19 protein-coding genes are annotated in these 21,103 nt (G+C 45.7%); 8 read left to right on the top strand and 11 right to left on the bottom strand.

The genetic code is table 11. The features are described from left to right. Positions 1-26: 26 nt before the first annotated feature. The 7 genes from ACJJI6_RS08065 to ACJJI6_RS08035 form a co-directional block, all read right to left on the bottom strand. The gene (locus ACJJI6_RS08065) at positions 27-800 is read right to left on the bottom strand and encodes an amidohydrolase family protein (RefSeq protein ID WP_475713085.1); all 774 of its coding nucleotides are present in this window, start codon (positions 798-800) and stop codon (positions 27-29) included. Positions 801-809: 9 nt separating this feature from the next. After that, positions 810-1,760 carry an alpha/beta hydrolase gene (locus tag ACJJI6_RS08060; protein ID WP_475713084.1) on the bottom strand — a complete coding sequence of 317 codons (951 nt, stop codon included), beginning with the start codon at positions 1,758-1,760 and terminating at the stop codon, positions 810-812. Positions 1,761-1,790: 30 nt separating this feature from the next. Further along, positions 1,791-1,964, bottom strand: a complete 174-nt coding sequence (locus ACJJI6_RS08055; RefSeq protein ID WP_475713083.1) for a hypothetical protein — start codon at positions 1,962-1,964, stop codon at positions 1,791-1,793. A gap of 161 nt (positions 1,965-2,125) precedes the next feature. Then, the gene (arsH, locus tag ACJJI6_RS08050) at positions 2,126-2,848 is read right to left on the bottom strand and encodes an arsenical resistance protein ArsH (RefSeq protein WP_475713082.1); all 723 of its coding nucleotides are present in this window, start codon (positions 2,846-2,848) and stop codon (positions 2,126-2,128) included. A 254-nt stretch (positions 2,849-3,102) separates the two neighbouring features. After that, positions 3,103-3,603 (bottom strand): P-loop nucleotide/nucleoside kinase family protein, encoded by a 501-nt coding sequence (locus ACJJI6_RS08045; protein ID WP_475713081.1) that lies wholly within the window; start codon positions 3,601-3,603, stop codon positions 3,103-3,105. A gap of 273 nt (positions 3,604-3,876) precedes the next feature. Beyond that, a complete protein-coding gene (locus ACJJI6_RS08040; RefSeq protein WP_413665301.1) occupies positions 3,877-4,437 on the bottom strand; it encodes a hypothetical protein in 561 nt (186 codons plus the stop codon). A 311-nt stretch (positions 4,438-4,748) separates the two neighbouring features. After that, the gene (locus ACJJI6_RS08035; protein WP_444957349.1) at positions 4,749-5,432 is read right to left on the bottom strand and encodes a hypothetical protein; all 684 of its coding nucleotides are present in this window, start codon (positions 5,430-5,432) and stop codon (positions 4,749-4,751) included. 755 nt (positions 5,433-6,187) lie between these two features. On the opposite strand from ACJJI6_RS08035, the gene ACJJI6_RS08030 reads away from it, so the two are divergent. Together ACJJI6_RS08030 and ACJJI6_RS08025 are read left to right on the top strand one after the other, a co-directional pair. Further along, positions 6,188-8,356, top strand: coding sequence for a jacalin-like lectin (locus tag ACJJI6_RS08030; protein WP_475713080.1), 2,169 nt, complete (start codon positions 6,188-6,190; stop codon positions 8,354-8,356). Between the two features lie 146 nt (positions 8,357-8,502). Further along, complete coding sequence (locus ACJJI6_RS08025; protein ID WP_413665304.1) at positions 8,503-8,952, top strand: phosphate-starvation-inducible PsiE family protein; 450 nt, start codon at positions 8,503-8,505, stop codon at positions 8,950-8,952. Between the two features lie 125 nt (positions 8,953-9,077). Here the strand turns inward: ACJJI6_RS08025 and ACJJI6_RS08020 are convergent, their stop codons facing one another. Beyond that, positions 9,078-10,163: an NAD(P)/FAD-dependent oxidoreductase gene (locus ACJJI6_RS08020; RefSeq protein ID WP_475713079.1), complete on the bottom strand. Its 1,086-nt coding sequence runs from the start codon at positions 10,161-10,163 to the stop codon at positions 9,078-9,080. 135 nt (positions 10,164-10,298) lie between these two features. Here ACJJI6_RS08020 and ACJJI6_RS08015 point away from each other — a divergent pair, with 135 nt between their 5' ends. After that, entirely contained in the window at positions 10,299-11,159 is an 861-nt protein-coding gene (locus ACJJI6_RS08015) for a LysR family transcriptional regulator (protein WP_475713078.1), read from the top strand. Here ACJJI6_RS08015 and ACJJI6_RS08010 read toward each other — a convergent pair. Beyond that, positions 11,090-12,001 carry an EamA family transporter gene (locus tag ACJJI6_RS08010; protein ID WP_444932834.1) on the bottom strand — a complete coding sequence of 304 codons (912 nt, stop codon included), beginning with the start codon at positions 11,999-12,001 and terminating at the stop codon, positions 11,090-11,092. The two genes, ACJJI6_RS08015 and ACJJI6_RS08010, sit on opposite strands and share 70 nt — an antisense overlap. A gap of 119 nt (positions 12,002-12,120) precedes the next feature. Here ACJJI6_RS08010 and ACJJI6_RS08005 point away from each other — a divergent pair, with 119 nt between their 5' ends. Both ACJJI6_RS08005 and ACJJI6_RS08000 read left to right on the top strand, forming a co-directional pair. Then, positions 12,121-13,521 (top strand): aminotransferase-like domain-containing protein, encoded by a 1,401-nt coding sequence (locus tag ACJJI6_RS08005; RefSeq protein ID WP_475713077.1) that lies wholly within the window; start codon positions 12,121-12,123, stop codon positions 13,519-13,521. Positions 13,522-13,656: 135 nt separating this feature from the next. Beyond that, the gene (locus ACJJI6_RS08000; RefSeq protein WP_475713076.1) at positions 13,657-14,427 is read left to right on the top strand and encodes a hypothetical protein; all 771 of its coding nucleotides are present in this window, start codon (positions 13,657-13,659) and stop codon (positions 14,425-14,427) included. A 65-nt stretch (positions 14,428-14,492) separates the two neighbouring features. On the opposite strand, the gene ACJJI6_RS07995 is transcribed toward ACJJI6_RS08000, so the two are convergent. Continuing rightward, complete coding sequence (locus tag ACJJI6_RS07995) at positions 14,493-14,873, bottom strand: VOC family protein (RefSeq protein ID WP_413665310.1); 381 nt, start codon at positions 14,871-14,873, stop codon at positions 14,493-14,495. Between the two features lie 573 nt (positions 14,874-15,446). Between ACJJI6_RS07995 and ACJJI6_RS07990 the strand changes: the two genes are divergently transcribed. Together ACJJI6_RS07990 and ACJJI6_RS07985 are read left to right on the top strand one after the other, a co-directional pair. After that, positions 15,447-17,315, top strand: coding sequence for a carotenoid oxygenase family protein (locus tag ACJJI6_RS07990; RefSeq protein WP_475713075.1), 1,869 nt, complete (start codon positions 15,447-15,449; stop codon positions 17,313-17,315). 121 nt (positions 17,316-17,436) lie between these two features. Beyond that, the gene (locus ACJJI6_RS07985) at positions 17,437-19,020 is read left to right on the top strand and encodes a D-arabinono-1,4-lactone oxidase (RefSeq protein WP_475713074.1); all 1,584 of its coding nucleotides are present in this window, start codon (positions 17,437-17,439) and stop codon (positions 19,018-19,020) included. A 155-nt stretch (positions 19,021-19,175) separates the two neighbouring features. Here the strand turns inward: ACJJI6_RS07985 and ACJJI6_RS07980 are convergent, their stop codons facing one another. Further along, on the bottom strand, positions 19,176-20,024 hold the full coding sequence (locus ACJJI6_RS07980) for an alpha/beta fold hydrolase (protein ID WP_475713073.1): 849 nt from the start codon (positions 20,022-20,024) through the stop codon (positions 19,176-19,178). 205 nt (positions 20,025-20,229) lie between these two features. On the opposite strand from ACJJI6_RS07980, the gene ACJJI6_RS07975 reads away from it, so the two are divergent. Beyond that, positions 20,230-21,021, top strand: a complete 792-nt coding sequence (locus ACJJI6_RS07975; RefSeq protein WP_444894214.1) for a nucleotidyltransferase domain-containing protein — start codon at positions 20,230-20,232, stop codon at positions 21,019-21,021. Positions 21,022-21,103: the final 82 nt, after the last annotated feature.

Below are 21,103 nucleotides of genomic sequence, written 5' to 3'. Positions count from 1 at the left end.
GTTCCTGGTACTGCCCCCTCATTCCATTATTTTTTTAAATAAAATTGATAGGCATTTTTTACTAGGACATTTTCTGCTTGTGCTTCATCGAGGGTGTCGCGAGTTAACAAAATGTCTTCAGGTTTGAAGGGGCGCGGTGCCCTGGTAGAGGGAAGATCGGAGCCAAACATCAGGCAATGTGGGTTGGCCTGGTAGAGGTCGACAATTGCCGCTGCGGGGTCGAAATCCAGGCGGCCAAAGCCGCTCGCTTTTACCTTTACCCCTTTTTCTGCCAGTTTGAGCAAGATGGGAAAACCCTGCTTAGTGATTCCCATGTGATCAATGGAGGCGGCTGGTAACGCGATCAATTTACTATAGAGAGGGGTTAATGCAGAGGCTTCAACATATAGTTCGACATGCCAGCCTGCCAAGTCAAAAACTCGCTGGGCAAGGGTATCGATAAAACCGATCTGTTCCGAGTCACCCCGTACCAAATTAAAGCGTAGGGCTCTGACTCCATGTTTGTGGAGTGACAAAATGGTGTTGTCGGGAGTGTCGGCGGATAGCTGTGTGACCCCAACATAGCTTTTGCCCAGCTTTTCCAGGGCATCAATAAGGTAGGTTTGATCCAGCTTCTGGAATGAGCCGGAAACTACAGCGCCCCCCACTAGCTGGTAGTTTTGTAACTTGAGTTGATAGTCGTCCACGGTAAATGTTGGCGGTAAATAGCCGTGATTTGGGAATAGGGGGAACTTGGGATTTATGATGTGGAAGTGACTATCAAATAGTCTCTGTTTTTGCTGTTCCATAGTCGGGTGCATCGTGCTCGCTTAGATTTCCTGGATGACTCTTACTCGATCTGCAAGAGCGCGCTGTGAGACGGGAATGTCCGGGGCGAATAGCTCCCAAGAGTGAATCACGCCAGGTCGAACGTGGAGCTCCGTGCTAACAGCGGCATCGGTGAGTAATTGGGCGTATTGCATATCCTCATCGCGAAAAATATCTAGCTCGCCAACATCGATAAATGCTGGCGGTAGACCCTTGGCATCTTGCAGGCGGGCAGGGGCTGCATGAGGACTGACCGCAGGGCTGCCCACCTGATTGCCCAGGTAAGCGGTCCAGCCGGTGAGATTATCTTCATAGGTCCAGATAATAAATGGCAATAACTGGGGATCGGGAGTAACCGTTCTGTCGTCCAGCATTGGGTATAACAATATCTGCCGTGCCAGGGACGGGCCTTTTTTGTCACGGGCGACAATTGTCAGGGCTGCAGCCAGCCCCCCTCCGGCACTATCTCCCATGATGCCAATTCGCGAGGGATCAATGGAGAGTTCCTGTGAGTGCTGTACCAGCCAAATGAATGCCCGATAGCAATCATCAATCGGTATAGGGTAGGGGAACTCCGGAGACTTTCGGTAATTAACTGATAAAAATGGGACGCCGCTGGCAGCTACGTATTTGGCGATGACCAAGTCGTACCGTGAGATATCGTGGCAGATGAGCCCACCGCCATGAATGTAGAGAATGGCGGAGCCTGGCTTGCTATTCTCCTTTTGGTACCAGCGTAACTGGATCTCCTCTTGGTCTGAACTCTTTAGAGTAAAGTCCCGAAAGGAAACATCTGATGGAAAATTGCGACCCTGAAATAGTGCTTGAGTGACCACGGCTCCATTCTTACGGCGAGTATCCACATCCCCAATAGGCGCTTCTGCCAAGGTATCCAGCAAGTCGCCAAACTTGCCAAGGGCGCTTGAAAAGTCCGGGTCCAGGGAAAAACTCATTGACGAGATCCTTATCGGAGTTCCTATCATCTAGTGGTCCATAGCTAGGGAGCCTTTGAGTAACTCCGTAATACCTCTGCGGGTCTTGAAGGCTGCAGATGTTAGGCGCAGCTCGCCGCGAATGGCCGTAGCCCTTTGCAAGAGCTGCAACGCAGCAGATGCGGCCTTCAAGGCCCGCCCTTCGGGGCTTGCAGAGCGATTCACACTCCGCGTTGCGACTTCTTGAAAGGCCTAGACATTCCTGCGAAGCCGCGCCTTGATTGTGAACCGCTCTGCATGCCAGAGGCATCACGGAGTTACTCAAAGGCTCCCTAGATATGGACCTTTGCTAAATGTGGACCTTCGGCAGCGAAATGCCAGTACTTTTAGCTGGGTTCTGCGACACCGCTTTCAGCCACCAAGGTCTGAATAGATGTTGTCGAAGCTGACTGCACCTCTGATTTGTTCTCGCTGTACCGCTCGGTCAGATAGTTACCCTGGCCACGCAACAAAATGGTGGTTTTTACCAGCTCTTCCAGAACGTCAATCACCCGGTCCCGGAATGGGGAATCTTTGAGGTGCCCTTGTTCATCGAATTCCTGCCAGGCCTTGGCAATAGAGGATTGGTTGGGAATCGTAAACATGCGCATCCAGCGGCCGAGGACCCTCAAATTGTTGACGGTATTGAATGACTGTGAGCCACCGGAAATCTGCATGACCGCCAGGGTTTTTCCCTGGGTTGCCCGGCTCGCAGATTGGTCCAGTGGTAGCCAGTCGATCTGATTCTTGAAAACGGCAGAGACATTTCCGTGTATTTCCGGGCTAATCCACACTTGACCCTGGCTCCAGGCAGACCACTCGCGTAGTTGCTGCACCTTGGGGTGATCCTGGCTGGTGCCGTCGTAAAGAGGGAGGTCGACAGGGTCAAACAAGCGAACCTCGGCACCAAAATGCTGCAATATTTCAACAACCTGGTTGGCCAATAGACGCGAAAAGGAGTTGGGTCTCAGGGATCCGTACAACACCAGAATCCTGGTAGGGTCACCATTGGGAGGGGAGTCCACCAGGCGATTAAGAATATTGCTGGGGGTGTGGTTCGGTAGCATCATGAGTTACCTCCAAATTTCTATATTTCTATAATAATCGAAATATAGGGCAAAGCAAAGGTACATCAGCCTGAGTCGGGCCTTTCTGAATCCGCTTGGAACCGGCTAGTCAAATAACGGGTGCACAGGGACTCAAAATACTGGGCCAGCATCGAGACTTAGGCTTCCTTTAGTTTCTCCAACACTGGAGGAGATAGCGCAAACGGAAAGAGAGTCCAGCAGAGGTTGCTCCCAATTGTTAGGGGGAGTGGGTACGTTTAAATGCCTCCCTGATGGACTACCTCAATATTGAATCCCTCTGACTGGCAAGGTTCTTCAAAGTACTTATTAACTTGTTTGAAGGTCTCAGGGGTATCAAAGGCGGCTCGTTCTGGATGTGATTTTTGCCTTTGGGCAATTTGCTGTAAACATAATTTATCATCGGCTTTAAGATAGATTAATTGATGGGGAAAGAGGTTATCCAGAAATATCTCTTTGAACCAAGATCTTTGTTTTCTTGTATTGCCGGGAAAATCCAGTACTACCGAGATGCCACTCCTTAAGATATTCTGAGTATGTGACTTGATCATTGGTTTTAATCTTGCAGAATACTCTATGTAAGTGGAGAGTGAGCAGATCTCATGGGGATATAAATTAGACAGCCACTCATCTTCGGAAATAAGAATAGCTCCTGTAGTTTGTGCTATCTCCGCAGCTTTTGTACTTTTTCCTGCGCCCATCTTTCCACAAAATAAAAAGAGCATTCCGTTTTCTTTCACAGTTCTTCCCATTAATCCGATTAGAGAAAATTTCGGCTATGGGAAAATCATGCCTGAAACTTTGCGCTTGGTAAATAGTGGCAAAGGGAGCTCTTGAGGTGGCGATTTAGCCAAGTGTCAGGGAAATGCCAGACTTGCGGTGGCCGAATATGTTTGAGACCATCTAGATGGCCAGTATTTACGTCGTGGGAATCTTTACTGCCTTGGATGCTTATATTCAGCCCAAAGGTGAGCCTGATATAGGTATTTCGTCTCTATGCAACAAGATACCGATTAACTGCGGCATTTGACAAACACCATTGAGTTTAACCAGCTTTGATCGGCATCAAAATCTTTTATCAGGGGGGCTTCAGTAACGCCTGTAAATTTTCTTAACCCATGGGAAATCATATAGCTTGGTATATAGGATGGCGGCTTTGAGGCTGTCAAATAATTACAAACTTCCAGCTTCCTTGCGCCGCCCTGATCAAGAGAGTTAATGCTGGCGAATAGTTTTTTTCGATCTCCCTCTGGCATCGAATTAAATTTTTTATTGAAAATCACTCTTAATACATTGTGCCCGGTTTTGTCGCTAACCCTCTGTGTGTCGAAATAAGCAAAGGCACTGGCAACCATTAACAACTCAGCTGCCTCATCAAATTTGGATTGTTCGGTACATGTTTTGGCGGCAGCAGTAATATCTGTCGGTGTATGGGTAGATAGTACTGATGTGGCACTGATACATCCGAGAGGCGAAGTGGCTTGACTATCCTTACTGACATAGTTGTTGGCTTGCGCGCCTAAAACAAATGCGGCGAGCAGAAGAGCAAGAATTGGAGGCAGGATTTTGCTCATGATTCGAATTTCCTTTCCTTAGTGCCTCCTTAATCATAGACGCCGAAGTGCCAGTATTATCTCAACCACCTGAGAAATTTATTCGCCAGTTGGAGTGGGTTTTAGTGAGATTTGTTTAAAAATCTGAATTGGAGATGTCTAGGGCTAATCTCCTGCCAATGGGGGAAGAAGTGTGCTTTCATGCCGTTGAAGTACAGGAGACTTCAGTTAAAGCGTGCCGCTTGCAATTCTCTGGTGCTAAGCGGCACCTAGTAGCCATCAGCTCTTACAGAGTCGGATTTGTCGCAATTGCTATTAAGTTAGTTGAGAAATTACTCTGTGTTAGGTTGTGGTTCTTGAGAAGCTTGGAATAGTGATTTTATCAGATTCTTAGTGATTTCTTTTTGGTGTTCCGCTCTCAGGTTCTTCATGTACGCAGATTCGTCGGGAACAACTATTTCAGGCAGTATTTCTTTCACTGCTGAGTCGCCATTCCATTCTACGGTCGCTCTGCTGTCGAAGCTGGTTCTGAACTTTATATATTTATCCTTATCGATAAAAACATAGCTATTTGAGAAGTATTCAGCATCGTTTCTGTTGGTAAGTGTGAAGGATGACTTTTTTCCAGAATATAGCTTTTCACCGATTTTAAAACTGAAATTTTCAATAGTCTCTGGTGATCTTGACTTGTAATGCCCTTGCTCTATAGCAAAGTCAACTTCATCTATGATATCGCCCATTTCAATGGAGATGATTTCATCTGTATTTTCCCATGTGATGCTATCGATAGGGTATACATAGACATTGATAATATCGGTAGGATACTGCTTATTATCGTACTTTAGGGCAATTCCCAGCATGGGTTCATCGAAGGTGCTGCTTTCGGTGAGTACAAAGTTATCTGTTTCTTCTGGGGTGATCAGGTCTTGCTGATAATTGCTTGCATTTTGCGGTCGCATAGATCCACATGAGGCGATAAGAATACTACTCAGTATGATAAGTGCCTTGCTTTTCATTCTCTCTCCTTGATAAGGCTGCTTTCCTGGGGCGGAAATTATAAGTTTCTATTTGTTCTATGAATGTAATATTTCAATAAGCCTACCACTCCTTGGGTGCTCAATTCATTGTTTGGTAAGTATAAATATCTAAGTTGTATTCTTCTTATATCCTGAATCCGGCTTAGCTTTAAATCAACTCTACGCCTTAAGGAGAAGATTTCTTGTCGTCTATTTTTTTATCGATGTTAGCTGAAGAGTGTGATGCCGACTCTTTTAAGGTTTGTCCCAATTATATTTTGAAACTATCAATAATCTGAAAAGATGAATTAGATGCCCAAACTCTGCTCCTAAACCAGAAGATTTAACGTGCGTGATATTACTTCCAAGGTTGTGATTGAACCCTAAATACTGGAGGGACATTTGGTCTGTCATTTATGTTGGCCCTGTTACAAATGGCAGAAGTTTACATAACTACCTTAAGCTCGTAACTGATTGGTCATGCTCTGTAGCTACTATTTTGCGCCCCCCGCTAGCGGATAGTTTTATGAATGTTTAATTCGGAGATGGATGTTTGTCAGTACTGAAAAGTGCGCAAATTATGAAAATGTAAAGTAGGGTAAATGACTAAAATTGACCAGTCAGTACTGTTGTAATTTAGCGGTTCACGACAGGTGTGTACGCTTGTTCCAATTGGTCAATTCAACTGAGGGGAAATACTTACTGGGATTTTTATTTTAGCGGTAACTATCAGGATACTTATCAGGAAAAGAATAATGCATAAAACAATTGGTTTGGTATCAAGTTTGCTTTTGAGTTTTTCGATGTCTGTTGTCGGCGAAATTGATGCTAGCGATGATAAAGTGAAGCGCCTGGATTTACAGGGGCAGATTGATACAAAGGCTCCCTTATCAAAGACCTTGTGGGCGGGAGCGCATAATGCCTATGCATCCTATCAGTGGGATCAGGGTGTATATACCGATGTAAACCAGTGGTACGCGCCGGAGAAATTATTCAGTCGGGGAATACGTCTGGTCGAATATGATACTTACCCTGCTTCCAGTTTCAGCTCAACACCGCACCTGTGTCATATGGGCCTGGAAGAGGCCACTATGTGTATTTATATGTTTGGTACAGCTGCAACGCTGGGGGATGGGCTGGATGAGATTAAGGATTTTCTTGAAGATAATAACGATGAAGTCATATTCCTAAAGTTTGAGGCTTACGATTCTGATTACCACCAGAACTTCCGCAATAAGATTGGTGAGAAAATTGAAAGCAGGTTGGGGGATCTGGTATTTAAGCCTACCGACTGGGGCTATACAGAAGATGATTGCGCCTCCCTACCGGCGCAAACACTGACTAAACAGGATGTGTTGGATGCGGGACGCAACGTTATCCTATTTATTCAGGTGCCCAGAGAGTATCCGCACACTGGTGATAACAATCTGTGTGATTACCATGACGAGTCAAACACATCGAAATTCAGACGCAATGTCTGGATCGGTGTGGATGAGATGGATGCATCTGGAAACCTCACTTCCAATGAGCCACTTGCACAAAATTCCAGCCAGTTAACAGCAGATATCGACGGTAATGCCAGCGCAACCAGCCACTACAACAATGGGAATTTAAGTGTCGCCTTGGATGCAACAACCGAATATAGCAAGGATGACATCAAGTATTCCGGCAGTGAGATCCTGGAGAAAGCAGTATCTGGGTATAACATGCTTGAGTTGGCGCTGGTGGAGGCCAATGCGACCACTATAGGTGCTTCTAAAGCTCCCCAGATTGAAGATTTTACGTGGTCTTGGCGGAATGACTCTCCCAGTGGCAGCAATAGTTGCGCCTGGTTAAGTAATGACGGAGAAATTCGCGACTATAGCTGTAGTACGGAGCGAGTGTTTGCCTGTGTGGACGACGAGCGAAACTGGCACATTAGCAGTACATCGGGAACCTGGAGTGAAGGTTACTCCGTCTGTGAAGCCGATGGCTATCGCTATGGAATGCCTTATAACGCTTTGGAAAATGCCGCTCTCTATGCCAAGAGGAATTCGGAAGGTGTAACTACCTCGGTGTGGGTGAATTACTACGAACCATTTGATGGGTTCTGGATCGCCAACCAAGACAGCTACTCGGATTTTGGTTATATCAAAAAAGATGTTGTGGGTGGTACCGGAGGTGATGCGTTTGATTCAATCGACCTGGTAAAACGTAAGCTACTCGGCAGCGGTACTATGAATCTGAAATCTGTCCAGATTCGTTCCGGTGGTCGAATTGACGGTTTTAAAGCTTGCTATGAATTTAAGCAATCCCTAAGCCATGCCATAGCCAGTGATCATGAATACTGTATTGAATACGGTGATGGAGACGGTGGCTCGATGGGGAGTGTGCTGAGTTTTAACTCCGCCAGCAGCGAGTATCTGGATGACGTTAAGATTTGTGTCGACGATGAAAAACATGAAACGGGCAGTGTTTACTACCTTAAATTGACGTCGAGCAATGGCTCATCTATTTCCGGGGGGACTCAGCAGGGGACTTGTACAACTTATTCTTCCACTTCATCCCAGCAAATTTTTGCTTTCCACGGGCGCCACGGTGATGAAATCAATGCTTTGGGCGTGCACAAGTTGTCCAACAGCTTGGTAAATCCAGGGTACTACGCAACCGAGTGGCTGGACCTGGATGATCCCTCCTCAGGTGGCATTGATTATGAGAGCTTTAACGAACACAAGTCAGCGGGAAATATAAGCAATAGCTGTGCTGTCAGTGATGTTGCTGGTATTGAGGCAAGGGTTGTTGATACGAAGTTGGATTATTCCTTAACCGGCGAAAGCATGCATATAGGCGATATCGGCACTAATTACCGCTTCTTTTGTGCAACAGAGGATTGTAGTGACTACGAAGTAAAGTATTTCTTCTCTAACGCAGCCTGCCTACCTTAACGACTCACAATATCCCGGCGGTGAATATGCTACCGGGATTCCTCTTACTACTCGCTCACTAAAGGAAGCTCTCTCGGCTGAATACGGGGATTTCGCCTATAGTCGAACTCAAGCAATGTGCGGTATCAATCGGCAGAGCGAAGCCCATGAAATATGACGAGATACATGAGGATCATGCTGATCCCCTGATCAACCAATTACATCGAGCAATAAAATATGCCGTTAAATTTCTCGCCATTCTTATGGTGTTGGTCATATTCTGGACCATTGCGGATGTCGTCTATGTACTTTATGAAAGGCTAATGGAGACGCCATTCCTATTGCTGGATATGGAAGATATCCTCGAGACTTTTGGGGCCTTTCTCGCAGTTCTTATTGCCATTGAAATTTTCACTAATATCCGACTCTACCTGGGTACAAATGTGATACCGGTGCAATTGGTATTGGCTACAGCCTTAATGGCTGTAGCTCGGAAGGTTATTGTGCTCGACTTAAAATTTGTTAACGCGGAGCAAATAGTCGGTATTGCCCTGGTGACTATCGCCCTGGGAGTTTCCTACTGGCTGGTGAGGGAAAAAAGTAATAAACCTGGTTAGTACTTGTGAGTTTTTGTCCTTGATAATGCTCACTTTATGATTTTATTTTTTGTATTTATACAGTTGGCTAAAATAGAATCATATCGTTAACTGCATTAATAGCTACTTACAATAGTTAGCCCGAACTAAGAGAGCCGGGCATTTGGCTGAGTGCCAAATCCACGATAAACCTTATTAATGAATAGGTCTTTCTGCTTCAACCGAACGAGGTGGTTGCAGGTTGTTACTGCGAAAGGTAACTGTACTAATCCTTGCTTCTGGCCAATGGGAACTAGTGCCATTAGTGGGTTTCGTTTATAGCTTTTGGTACTTTTTCCTTTTCTATTTCTGGCGATGGCCTTTGCCAGGTATTCACCTTGCTGAGAGGCGAGGTAGCCCAGTTTGGCCTCACCAATATCTGCAATGTCTCCGAGTGCATACAAGCTTGGTTCGTCAATAACTTGAAGTCTGTTATCGACTTTCACAAATCCCTGCTCATTAAGGATATGCGCTAAGTGCGGTTTAAGGTAATCATTGTTGGGTAGCACACCAGTCGCTTCAAAAACCAGGTCTGCATCGCTGGCTTGGCCGCTGTTGAGATCGATATAGCAGCCATTCTGATATTGGTAGCGGCTGTTAAACTGAATTTCTACACCTAAATTCTCTAATTGTTTCTGGGCTTTGATCTGTGCTTTAGGCTTGAAGTTGTCCAATAAGACCTCTTTATTGTGTGCCAGAATTACTTGAGTTCTCGGCATAGCGTGTGCGATCTCTCCCGCCAATTCGACACCAACGACTCCTCCTCCTATCACGATGACCTTCCTTGCTTGTTTCAGTCGCCGGTGCTCGTCCAACAGTTCTTGGTTCCGAGATTGAATATCCATTGCTGAAAGGGATTTGGCTAACGGCATGCTCGGATATCGGGTGCCGGAGGCGAGTATGGCACTGTTGAAATGTAACTCTGTTCCATCTGCCAAACGCGCTGATTTCGCAGACATTTCAATTACATCTCCCTGAATGAAGTGGCCATAGAAAAAGTCTCTATAGTACTTGCGCGCTTGATTCCCGGTGCTGGATGGATCGGTTACATTGCGCAAGGTGGCAAAAGTGACTTCGAAATAATTTTTTTTGTCTACCAGAATGGTATGGAGCCCATGTCTTTCCAGTGCTTGCGCGACAGACACACCGGCGAAACCACCGCCTACTATCAATACTTCCGCTTTAATTACCATATTTTTCAACCATTAGAGGGTGTACAGGTCATTTGAATCCATTTTATGGTGTAGCGAATATGCTGTGAATGTGTGATTATGAGACTCTGATGTGCATATTTGCACATGCTGAGCATGGGGGGCTTGAGGTAAATAATGGATAAATGGACTGAGTTAAGGACCGCTTATAAGCTGGCCAAGCTAGGCACTCTGAGTGCAACAGCCCAGGAGATTGGTATTCATAGATCCACCGTGATGCGCCATATTAATGTACTGGAGGAGAGCCTTGGGGTTGTACTATTTCAGCGCAATGACAAAGGCTATATTCCAACGGAGGCGGGGCTGGAGGTTATGCGACTGGGAGCGGTCACGGACAGCCATTTTTCTCAGTTGTCCTCGCGGTTACAAAGCAAAGAGCAGAATTTGCAAGGCAACCTCACCATCACCTCTGTCGGCGAAATGGTAGACTTGTTGATGCCGCTCATTAGGCAGTACCAGGCCCAGCACCCAGGTATGCTTGTCAATTTAATCGGGGACCTGCGCAATTTTAACCTAGAGTACGGTGAAGCTGATATTGCAATTCGTGTCGGTGTGAAACCAACGACACCTGATAATATCGTGCTGCCATTTTTCACAACAGAATTCGTTTTCTATGCACACAAATCCTATATTGAAGAGTATGGGCTTCCCGACAAAAGTAATCACCTAGAGCACAGGTTTCTGGCTCTAGGTGATCGCCCGTTACACTTTGGCTGGAATGAATGGATTTATAATCATATTCCCGATCAAAAGATTGTGCTGACTGCTTCCAGTCAGCAAATTCTTAACCAGGCAGTGCTTTCAGGCTGCGGTATTGGCGCCATGCCGAGAATCCTGGCTAAAAAATTTGAAGACATTATTGAGATTCCTACGCCTGAAAGCTGGCAAGTCTCAACTTGGATACTTGTTCATCGCGATATGTTTAACATGCCAAAAATCCGTGAGTTTCTTAGCATCTTAAAGCTCTGGCGAAAATGAACAATACCAAGTGCCAGCCCAGAGAAAATCATAATAGCGGCCATTAACTTTTCTGAACCAATCGATTCGCCAGTTAATAACCAACTGAAAAAGAGTCCAAAAACGGGGCAGAGTAAACCTAAAGGCGCAACAGTAGACAGCGGGTACTTAACGATTAACCGGTTCCAGAACCAGTATCCCAGCAGAGTGGTTGGGTAGGCCTGAAACAATATGGAGAAAATTAACTTTCCACTAAGGTTGTTTTGAATTTCATAAAATATATCCGCACCATTTTTAATATAGGTAGCAGCGAACAGTGGTAACGGTGCAAAAAATAGCCCCCAGACAATAAAGCTAAATACTTGCTGTGTGCCACTGGCCTTTACAATGAGCCCACTGATGCTCCAGCTGGTAGCCGCTATTAGGATAAGTGCAATACTGATAAGGGGCACAGTGCCATCTTCAACCATCAAACTTAGCAACAGCCCTCCCAAGGCAAGTAGAGCCCCAAGAGCTTTCTGCGGGATAATCTTCTCTTTTAGGAATACCCAGCCAAATAGTAAGCTAATCGCAACATTTACTTGCAAAAGAAGTGAGGCCATTCCCGCAGAGAGTCCACTAGAGATTGCCCAGGTGGCCATCCCCCAAACCCCACAGCCAAAAGTCAGGCTGTAGGCCAGAACGTACTTCCAGCTGACAGTCGGCCTGGAAACGAAAAGCACTGCCGGAAAGGCTGCCAAAGAAAAGCGTAAAGCCACCAGAAGGAGTGGGTCCAGATCTTCCGTTCCCATCTGAATAACAATGAAGTTGAATCCCCACATTGCCATTAGTAGCACACCAAGTAATAAATCCGAGTACCGCATCAGCCCCTCCAATTTGTCTCGGGGCTAACTATCCAGGAAATGAAAAAAGGTATACAGATGCAATTTTTGTATAAAATAGGTATACAGTTTGGGCGGAGACGGAATCGGAGAGGGGATAGGTGCGGTATAAAGAGCTTGCCGAACGCTGTATAGAGGATATTCAGTCAGGGAGAATACCAAGTGGTCATAAACTACCGTCCCTCAGGCGGTTCGCTGCACAAAACGAAGTCAGCCTGACAACAGCCCAAAGCACCTACTACTTGCTGGAGGAACTCGGCTGGGCGAAGGTTCGACCGCAATCTGGATTCTTTGCCTCAGTTCCTCCCAGCAGTAACCCGCCTCCCATAATGCCCGCATTCACCTGCCGAACAACAGATCCAGTAAATCACGATTGCTATTTCCGTGGGTTGGGAACAGGGCCATTGGGTGTTGCGTCTTTATCTCCAGAGCTATTGCCGTTAGATTCCCTGGAGCGCAGTATGCGGCGGGCAACCCGAGAGGCTGGCGCCAGTATGCATGGCTATCCGGTTTCCTCAGGGGAGCCGCTTTTGTGCAGTGCGCTTAGCGCACACTTTGCCAGTTATGATTTGCATTTCTCTGCCAATGAATTAGTAGTGACGAATGGTTGTATGGATGCCGTCCGCACAGCGATTGCCATTACGACTAAGCCCGGTGATGCGGTTGCGATCAGTTCTCCTTGTTACAACGGTCTTCTTAATCTGTTGGCGTTGATGGGGCGAAAAGTTGTTGAGATACCGACTGTTGAAAACGGCTTAGACCTCGCACAGCTAGAGCGCTATATGCAGCAGGGACTGGTCCAAGCGGGTCTTTTTAGCAGCAGTCATATGAATCCTACGGGTGTGTCCCTGAGCTCGGAGCAGAAAGAGAACCTGGCCGCACTGGCTGGTAAATATCGGATTCCAATTGTCGAGGATGATGTGTATTTGGAGCTCGGATTTCAAAGAAGACTGCCCATGCCCGTGCGCTACTGGGACCGGAGCGGGTATGTGCTTTGGTGTGGCTCTATCTCCAAGACATTGAGCGCAGGCTATCGACTGGGGTGGTGCTTACCAGGAAGGTATCGAAAACAATATGAACGCTATCGATTTACCGAAAGTTTCGGTGTGAACTTGCCCGTCCAATTAGCGGTAGCTAATTTCATCGGTACCAACCAATACTCCCGTCATGTACAAGGGCTCAGGCAAAAACTTTCCTTGCAGGTCGCATCCTATCGCAACTACTTAAGTTCATCCTTGCCCGATGAATCGCGCATCAGTGATCCCCATGGAGGAATGGTGATTTGGTTGCAGATCCCAGGGTTGGATAGTCGGAGTCTTTGCCGTATGGCTTCCGAAGAAAATATAGTCTTGCTGGGCGGTGCAGATTTCAGCACGCTTGATCTCTACGGTGATTGTGTGCGGGTGAATTGTGGTTGGCCGCTTGAAAGTAAAGATGGAGGGAAGACTGAGGCCGGATTTCAGCTGGAACGTTTTATCGAGTTAACTCACTCATACCGATAATTAATATTATTCAGATATTCACAACCTTGGAAGAAGGTACCTGAACTTTCATATCGTTACACTGCTTTTGATAGTTTTTTTTCCTCTGCTAGAATCCGCGTCCCTTTTAGGATGATTGTTCACGGAGGACATCTAATGAAAACTCTTGCCACTTTTACAGCAGCGATTGCTATTGCCGGTGCGGTTCCCGCTCAAGCAGAACAGACTTTTGAACTGCCTAAGTTTAGTCAGTGTTCTGTAGCAGCTTCTGCAAGTAATACTAATGATCGCGATGTTTATCGCATCTTTTCAGACTTCTATTATGAAATAGAAGACTCTCGAGAGTATGCAGTTAAGGCTGTGCAATACTGGGCTGAAAGCTTTGCAGAAGACTGTGCCGGGGAGACAACTCAAGTCAGCCTGGATATGGTTCAGTGTGATAATTTTATTGGCGGTGCACCGGTTTGCAGAATAGAAAGTGATGAAGGTGATTACGTCATTGTGAAAGACTATGTTGATTCAACCAACGTAGTACTCTCTCAGCATGATCAACAGAATTGGCCAGAAATACATTCTTCGAATGATCAGGAAATTCTGTGGATGGCCAGACCTGAACTCTGCTATAGCGAGCTTCTGGAAGGGGGTATTGATTCCCAGGCATATTACCTGGATGCCTATAACTATCGCTACTTTGGTGATTACCGCTATGTATTGGCAAGGACCAGCCGCGATTTAGTGCAAACTCTTGACAGCCAACACAGTCAGTGTGAATACGATACTTCGGGAATTGAAGCCTACAAAATGCAGTGTTCTGAGACTTCCCAGGGGACGAAGGTGTGCGCAACTGCACATACTGGCGCCGGCTATTTCGTATTCGTGAGTGACGATCATCACGGCATGCACGTTATTTTCAACCGCTGGGACTGATTACTCTATTAGTCCACTTATACAGCGCCTCCCTGTAAAGGGAGGCACCTGATTGCGAACCCTAATTAGCTTGCTCTATACAGTGCGCAGAGCTTATTGCCAGCAGGGTCTCGTAAGTAGGCGAGGTAGATTGGGCCTACGGCGCTATCCCGTACGCCTGGAGGCTCTTCGCAGCTGGTACCACCGTTGGCAATACCTGCAGCATGCCAGGCATCAACCTCTTCAGAACTGTTTACTGTAAAGCCAATAGTGCTGCCGTTGCCATGGCTTGCGGGCTCCCCATTGATGGGTTTGGTGATGGCAAAAATACCGTTGTCATTAAAATAGAAGCAGCGGCCACGATCATCAATAGTGCCGGGTTTGTAACCCAATATTCCAAAAGTGGAATCGTAAAATACCTTTGATTCCTCGATATCGTTGGCCCCGACCATAATATGACTAAACATTGATGTCACCTTAAATTAATTTTAGGGTAGTTGTGCGTGAAAGATTGTATACCAATACTATTAAACATCAATGAATAATCATTCACTCATTGCCTAATAGAATTGTTCGTATATCCGTTACCTCCAGGCTGTACCTCTCAGGGTGTGTGGACTGGTGCAGCTTTCTATCTATTGCGGTTTATATATGAGATGCCTCAAAGATATATTAAACATCGTGCGATTCAATGATCATTAATATTTATTTTAAATTCTGTTGTTGATAATAATAATGTGGTGGCTAATTCGGGTGATATCGGATTTCTTATCGATATTTTTTTGCTTGACTGACTGGTATTTGTTTTTTGTTCTGTTTGATAGGTTTTATTTTCTGGTTTGGTTTATTTTTATTGTGGTATATAGGTTGATAGCGTGAATTTTAAGGGGTTAAAATTCTGGAGATTTGATTTGATAAAAAATAATAAATGGTTTTCGCTTAAAGGTTTACTTTGGGTGTAAATTGCGCCAATTATTTCATTAAAAAATTTAATTTTATGGTCAGGTTAAGCTGTCGGCCGTATTTTTTAGGGATAAAAAATGAAGCGTCGAGATCTATTGAAGGCTGCAGGTGTAATGTCTGCATCACCGCTTATGGGAGTGGCATCAGCTAAGGCTGGAACAAGTAATGCTTTGGATGGCTCTAGTTTCCCAGAGTCAATAATGGTTGGTGATCTATCAGATTCCTCCGGAGTGCTCAGTGTAATACAGGGAATCTTACCTGATGATGTTATTGGCCATCTTCTTATGGCTGAGGGTATTCCACTGGCGTCCAACCATCTTACACCTAATGGAAAGGGAGCTTTGACCCGGCTCGACTTTACTGGGCGGAGCAATAACAGTGAAATTCCCTATACCCGAAAAATGATACGTACCGCGTCTGCGATAATGCAGGAGCAGGATTTAACCGGTTTTGATAAATTCAATTTGTTAGGTGGGACAATATACTCAAGCCCGAATCTGGGATTTATGAACTACTGCAATACGGCCCCCAACTATATGGGAGATAACCGTTTTGCAATGAGTTATGAAGGGGGTATGCCCTATGAGTTTGATGCTACAACTCTAGAGATGGTAACCCCTATTGGAGAAGTGGATGAATGGAAATCGAGCTTACCTCCGCTGCTTGAAAATCTAACCCCAGAAAAGTGGCTATTTCCCCAGGTTCGGACCACCGGTCACCCTTTCTTTGATCTGGAAACAGGTAACTGTATCACCATCAACTATGGTGGAAATATTGGTGATTCTGGTAGCTCAGGATTTATTCGATTAATTCGCTGGGATCGAGAGGGTGCATTTGAAAGTTGGAGCATTCAGGATCGTCAGGGTAACAACGCCTATATTGCTGCAAGCTCACACTCTCTTGGAGTAACGCGAAATCATATCATTGTCTTTGAAACTGCAGCGAGAGTTGAATCTACCCGAATTATTGGAACACGAATTGTTCTACCTCAAGAACACCGGACCCGGTGTTGGGTTATTCGGAAGGCCGATATGGTGCCGGGTGCTGATGCTATTATCGCAGATTACCTGGAGCTCGGCTTTGATACGTCGGACATTGTCTGCAACTACGATGACAATGCGGGTGAGATTACCCTGTATGGCCAATATATGGGGGCAATGGATAAATCTGAGCAGTTATTTCGCTTTGAAATCCTGCAGAAGGGAGGTTTGGTACCCAAGTGGTTGTCCGGATACCCTGCAGCACCGCTGGATGTTGGAGGTTTGGTACGTGCCCGGATTCGAGTTAACTCAAATTCAGCTATTGAGATAAAAGAAGATTACCGGGTTATTCGGGATGATGCGCTTTCCTGGGATATGAATGATCCGGCTTACCGTGGGCACTTCCAGTTCCCTGAAACCTTTGAGCACCTTTATTGGGCTGCTGTGGGTTACAGGCCTGACCATATATCTATGCGGGTTTCCTGGGCATATCGCGATTATCCTGAGCGCCACTACGGCTATTGGAATATGCCTGAAGAAAGTCGCCCTTCCGCCTTGATTCATATGGACTGCGTCAATATGAAGATTGCGGATGCCTTTCAGTTCCCAGTAGATTGCGTAATGCGTACCCCGCAATTTATGGCCCGCCCGGGCTCCACGGCCCAGAACGACGGTTATGTGATTGCAGCAGTTGTACGCAAATATCCAACGACATCCGATTCCAATGGTAAAGAGTTTTGGATTTTTGATGCGGCACGTCTCAGCGGTGGGCCAATTTGTATCCTAGCTAACCGATCACTGGAATTTGCAACCACGAATCATGCACTGTGGGTGCCATCCATTGGTCGTCGCCCTTTATCAGCCTACCGGTCAAATTATGCTGATTTTCTTCGCAGTAAGGCGCCTGATCACAGCAGTAATGTTCGGGACATTATCGATGGGGAGCTGCTTCCCCGTTTTGGTTGATTTATCCACCAGTCTACGTTAATGCAATAAAGGGAGTTTAGGTATGTGTGCAGAAATAATAACCAAATCCAAACATTTATTGAGGTGGTGTAAAAAAGCTCTTTGTATAGTGGGCGTTTTCATGGCTGCTACAAGTGTTGCAGAGCAGCTACCGCCACCAATTGAAGTGCCTGAGGTATTAAAAAACTACCAGGATACTCAGGATTGTTTCCCTGGTGTTATCCATGATCCGACCAGTATTGATGAAGTTCAGCAGATAGTACGTGATGCAGCGGATCAAGGCCGTAAAGTGATGACCGGGAGTCGCCGATTCAATAGTCAGATTGATGCGGCCTGTGCAGGAAATGGAGAGGTGCAAATCACTCTGGAAAATATGGATCAGGTCGTTAGCCTGGACAAAGATAACCTGTTGGTTACTGTCCAGGCTGGTATGAGATTCCGGGATTTTACCGCTTATCTTCGAGAGCATGAACTAAGTGTGCCGATGGTGACAGAGCTGGCCATATTCACGATAGGCGGTATGCTGGGAAGCGGTACTCACGGTTCAACTTTTACACAAAAAAGCAGCATGATCTCTGATTATGTCACCGAATTGAAGTTGGTTGATGGCAATGGGGACTTACGAGTAATCAATGGTGAGATGCTCAATGCCGCCAGGGTAAACCTAGGTGTTTTAGGCGTAGTTGTTGAAGTGACCATAGAGGTTGAACCTGGCTATAAAGTACAAGCAAAAGTAAAAGGGTATCACAGCGATGATGAGCTGGAGGATGTTGTTCTTGATTTGGCTCGAGATAATCATTCAGCTAATGTTGCCTGGTTCCCGGGATTAGGGCGCTATACCGTAACAACTTACAACAAGGTACCTTTGTCGACTAAGGGTAATGCCTACAATGCCCAGGCAGATGTATCAGACTTCTCCGAATATTTATTTGGGCTGATATTTGATAGCCTTCATGAAGCCGATAGTGCCGCATTGCAGTGTTTTGCAGCTTCTCTTCGCCATACTGCTCGCTCCAGTTCCTATTTCAGGGATGTTGATTCAGGCTTGAAAAAGTTTATTAAGCCCACTGGACATGCGGACCTGATGCAACATTTCGTATGTAAAGAGCCAGATAAATGTGTCTGGGATAACCTTCCAATTGCACTTCAGGAAGTCGCGATTCCATTTGAAGAATTGCCCAACTGGATTGCGGATGTCCGCCAGATTATTGCAAATAGTGAAAAAACCTGTTTTCCGCTGAATGGTATTTATTTCCGTTTTGGCAAGGCTTCCGATAGCTATTTAGGGATGACAGCAGGCCGCGATACAGCGTTTGTAGGGATTGAATATACCCTTCGTCAACGAGGTGAAGCTGTGCCAAAGAACTACTTTGTCAATTTGGAAATTGAGCAGATGTCTCTCCGGAAGTATGGAGCCAGACCACATTGGGGTAAGAATTCAGTCGCTATTTTTGAGGACATGGCTGAGCGTTTCCCCAAGTGGTCCCAGTTTATGGATGTTAAAGAAGAGTTGGACCCAAACAATATATTTTCCAACCCCTTTTGGAATCGGGTAAGTGGGGCTGATCCTTTGGAAAACTATTTAACTCCTGGCTGCAATCCCGATGGTCAGTGCTATTGTCAAACAGATGAACACTGTGAAGAGGGTTCCAGCTGCCAAGCGGGAGTTTGGTATTCAGACGCAAGGATTTGTAAAGCTGACTAGAGCACTTTGAGGGGTGATATTTCCACCCCCTGCGTTTAATTGGTAGTGAATAGCAATAAGAGGCTTTTAACTGCTGAGCGGGAAAGAATACTCGAGAGACTAATTCTACAATTGGTTTTCATGCCTTATAGGTATTCTTTCCCTGCTCTTTATTATTAAGTTACAGGTTGCTGGTCACAGCAATTGGTAATGCGCGCTCTCACAAGTTGGCAGAAGCGTGCAGGATCTTCCAGAGGTAGCATATGATTTGCTGAGCTTACCTCTTGTGGATGGATGTCTGGAATTAATGTACTCGCCGCAAGCGATACAATTCTAAATAGCTGGCGAGTATTGCTGCCGTAGACCACGGAAACTGGAATAGATATGCCTGAAAGACTAGTTGGGTTCAGTGCGGGTTGTTCAGTTTGATTAAGCTGCAGAGGTAGGGTGTAGGCATTATCCAGCTGCTGTACACGATATTTAAGGGGTTGCTGAGAGAAGTAGCCTGCTTGATTCCCAGAGCCGTCGATTAGTAGCTTAACGGCAGTATCCAGCTCACCTTCAGCTGTTGTTTTAAAAATTTCTGCAAACATAGATTCAGCATCTCGGCGATACTCTTCCATGTTATTGCTTTCAATGTATCCCGGATATCCAGGCTCATAAAGGTACAGACTTTTGATTAATTTAGGTGCCTTTATGGCAGCATTTAAGCTCACATCGGCACCATAGGACCATCCTACTAGGTGGGCAGGGCCTATATCTAGGGCCTCAATCAGCCCTACTAGGTCTTCTGCATGGGTATCAATTCCAAAGGGGCCTTCTGAAGGGTTACCCGGGTTACCGAAATGCCTTTGGGTGAATGAAATCGCTTTAAATTCATTTGATAGAATTTTGCAGTGTTCTTGCCACATACGAGCATCGGCCAGTGCACCATGTACAAAAACAATGGGTTCTCCCTGCCCCTCCTGGAAATAAGAGATAGAGTGGTTGTTTACAGTGATAGAGTCTTTTGGATTTCCGTCCATGGAGCTAGCTTCCTGGGAGCCACTTTTTAGCGCTTATCATAGTCTATAGGAGCTTTATGCTTAACATTTTCTAGTTCAGTTGTTAGGAGAGAGAGACAGCTGCCCTAATGGCTCTCTTATGAGAGTAAACCGATAGGTCTCCTAAGGGTAATCAACGAGTTTTTCGGGTATAGTTGATTTGTTTTGACGTAGCAGGTGGATGTATATGGAATCGTTGATAAAGGACCGTCTGAAATCACTGGAAGTAGAGCGAGATATTGAAATTATCTATGCCTGTGAGTCAGGAAGCCGCGCATGGGGATTTGAATCCCCTGATAGTGACTGGGATGTAAGGTTTATCTACAAGCGTAATATTCAGCAATATCTCACTATAGGTACTCCCAGAGATGTTGTTGAGGTTCCATTTGATAAGAAACTTGGCGATGAACTGGACTTGGTCGGCTGGGATATTAAGAAGACTTTAACTTTAATGAGGGCAAGTAACCCCACTTTAATCGAGTGGCTATTTTCGCCAAAGGTCTATTTCAGAAATGAAGATATTTTGGGGGCACTGCAGGATTTGGCTCTAAAATGCTGGCAGCCGCGAGCATTAGCTCATCACTATGTCAGTATGGGGTTTAATAATTACTCCAGGTTTGTTCGAGAGGATGATCGAGGCTTTAAAGAGATTAAGGTCAAGAAGTTACTTTATGTGCTGCGCTCACTGCTTAATGCGCTGTATATAAAAGAGTTTAAAAAAATTCCTCCTGTGGACTTTAGTCATATGTACACCGAGTTGTTGCCTTCCACAGGAAATGAGTGGCTTCTGGATATTCTTTCCAGTTTGATTTTGAAAAAGAAGGAGCTTGAAGAGGGCGATTTGATAGCCGTTGATGGCAAACTGGATGGCTGGATACAAGCAAATCTGGATAGATCTGGTGCCAACTCTATAGAGGAAAGGCCAAAGTTGGATCTTCCAGAATTTGACCGGCTTTTTCGTAAAGTGCTGGGCGTATAGCCTTTTAAATCGGGCGGATTGGAATTTTGTGTATAGGCGGTGCGCATAGGGTTTGGCGAGTAGCGGGAAGAGCAGTTGTGGG

Source organism: Microbulbifer maximicatervae (SeqCode) (assembly GCF_056232625.1).
This window is presented reverse-complemented; position numbering and strand designations above follow the sequence as displayed.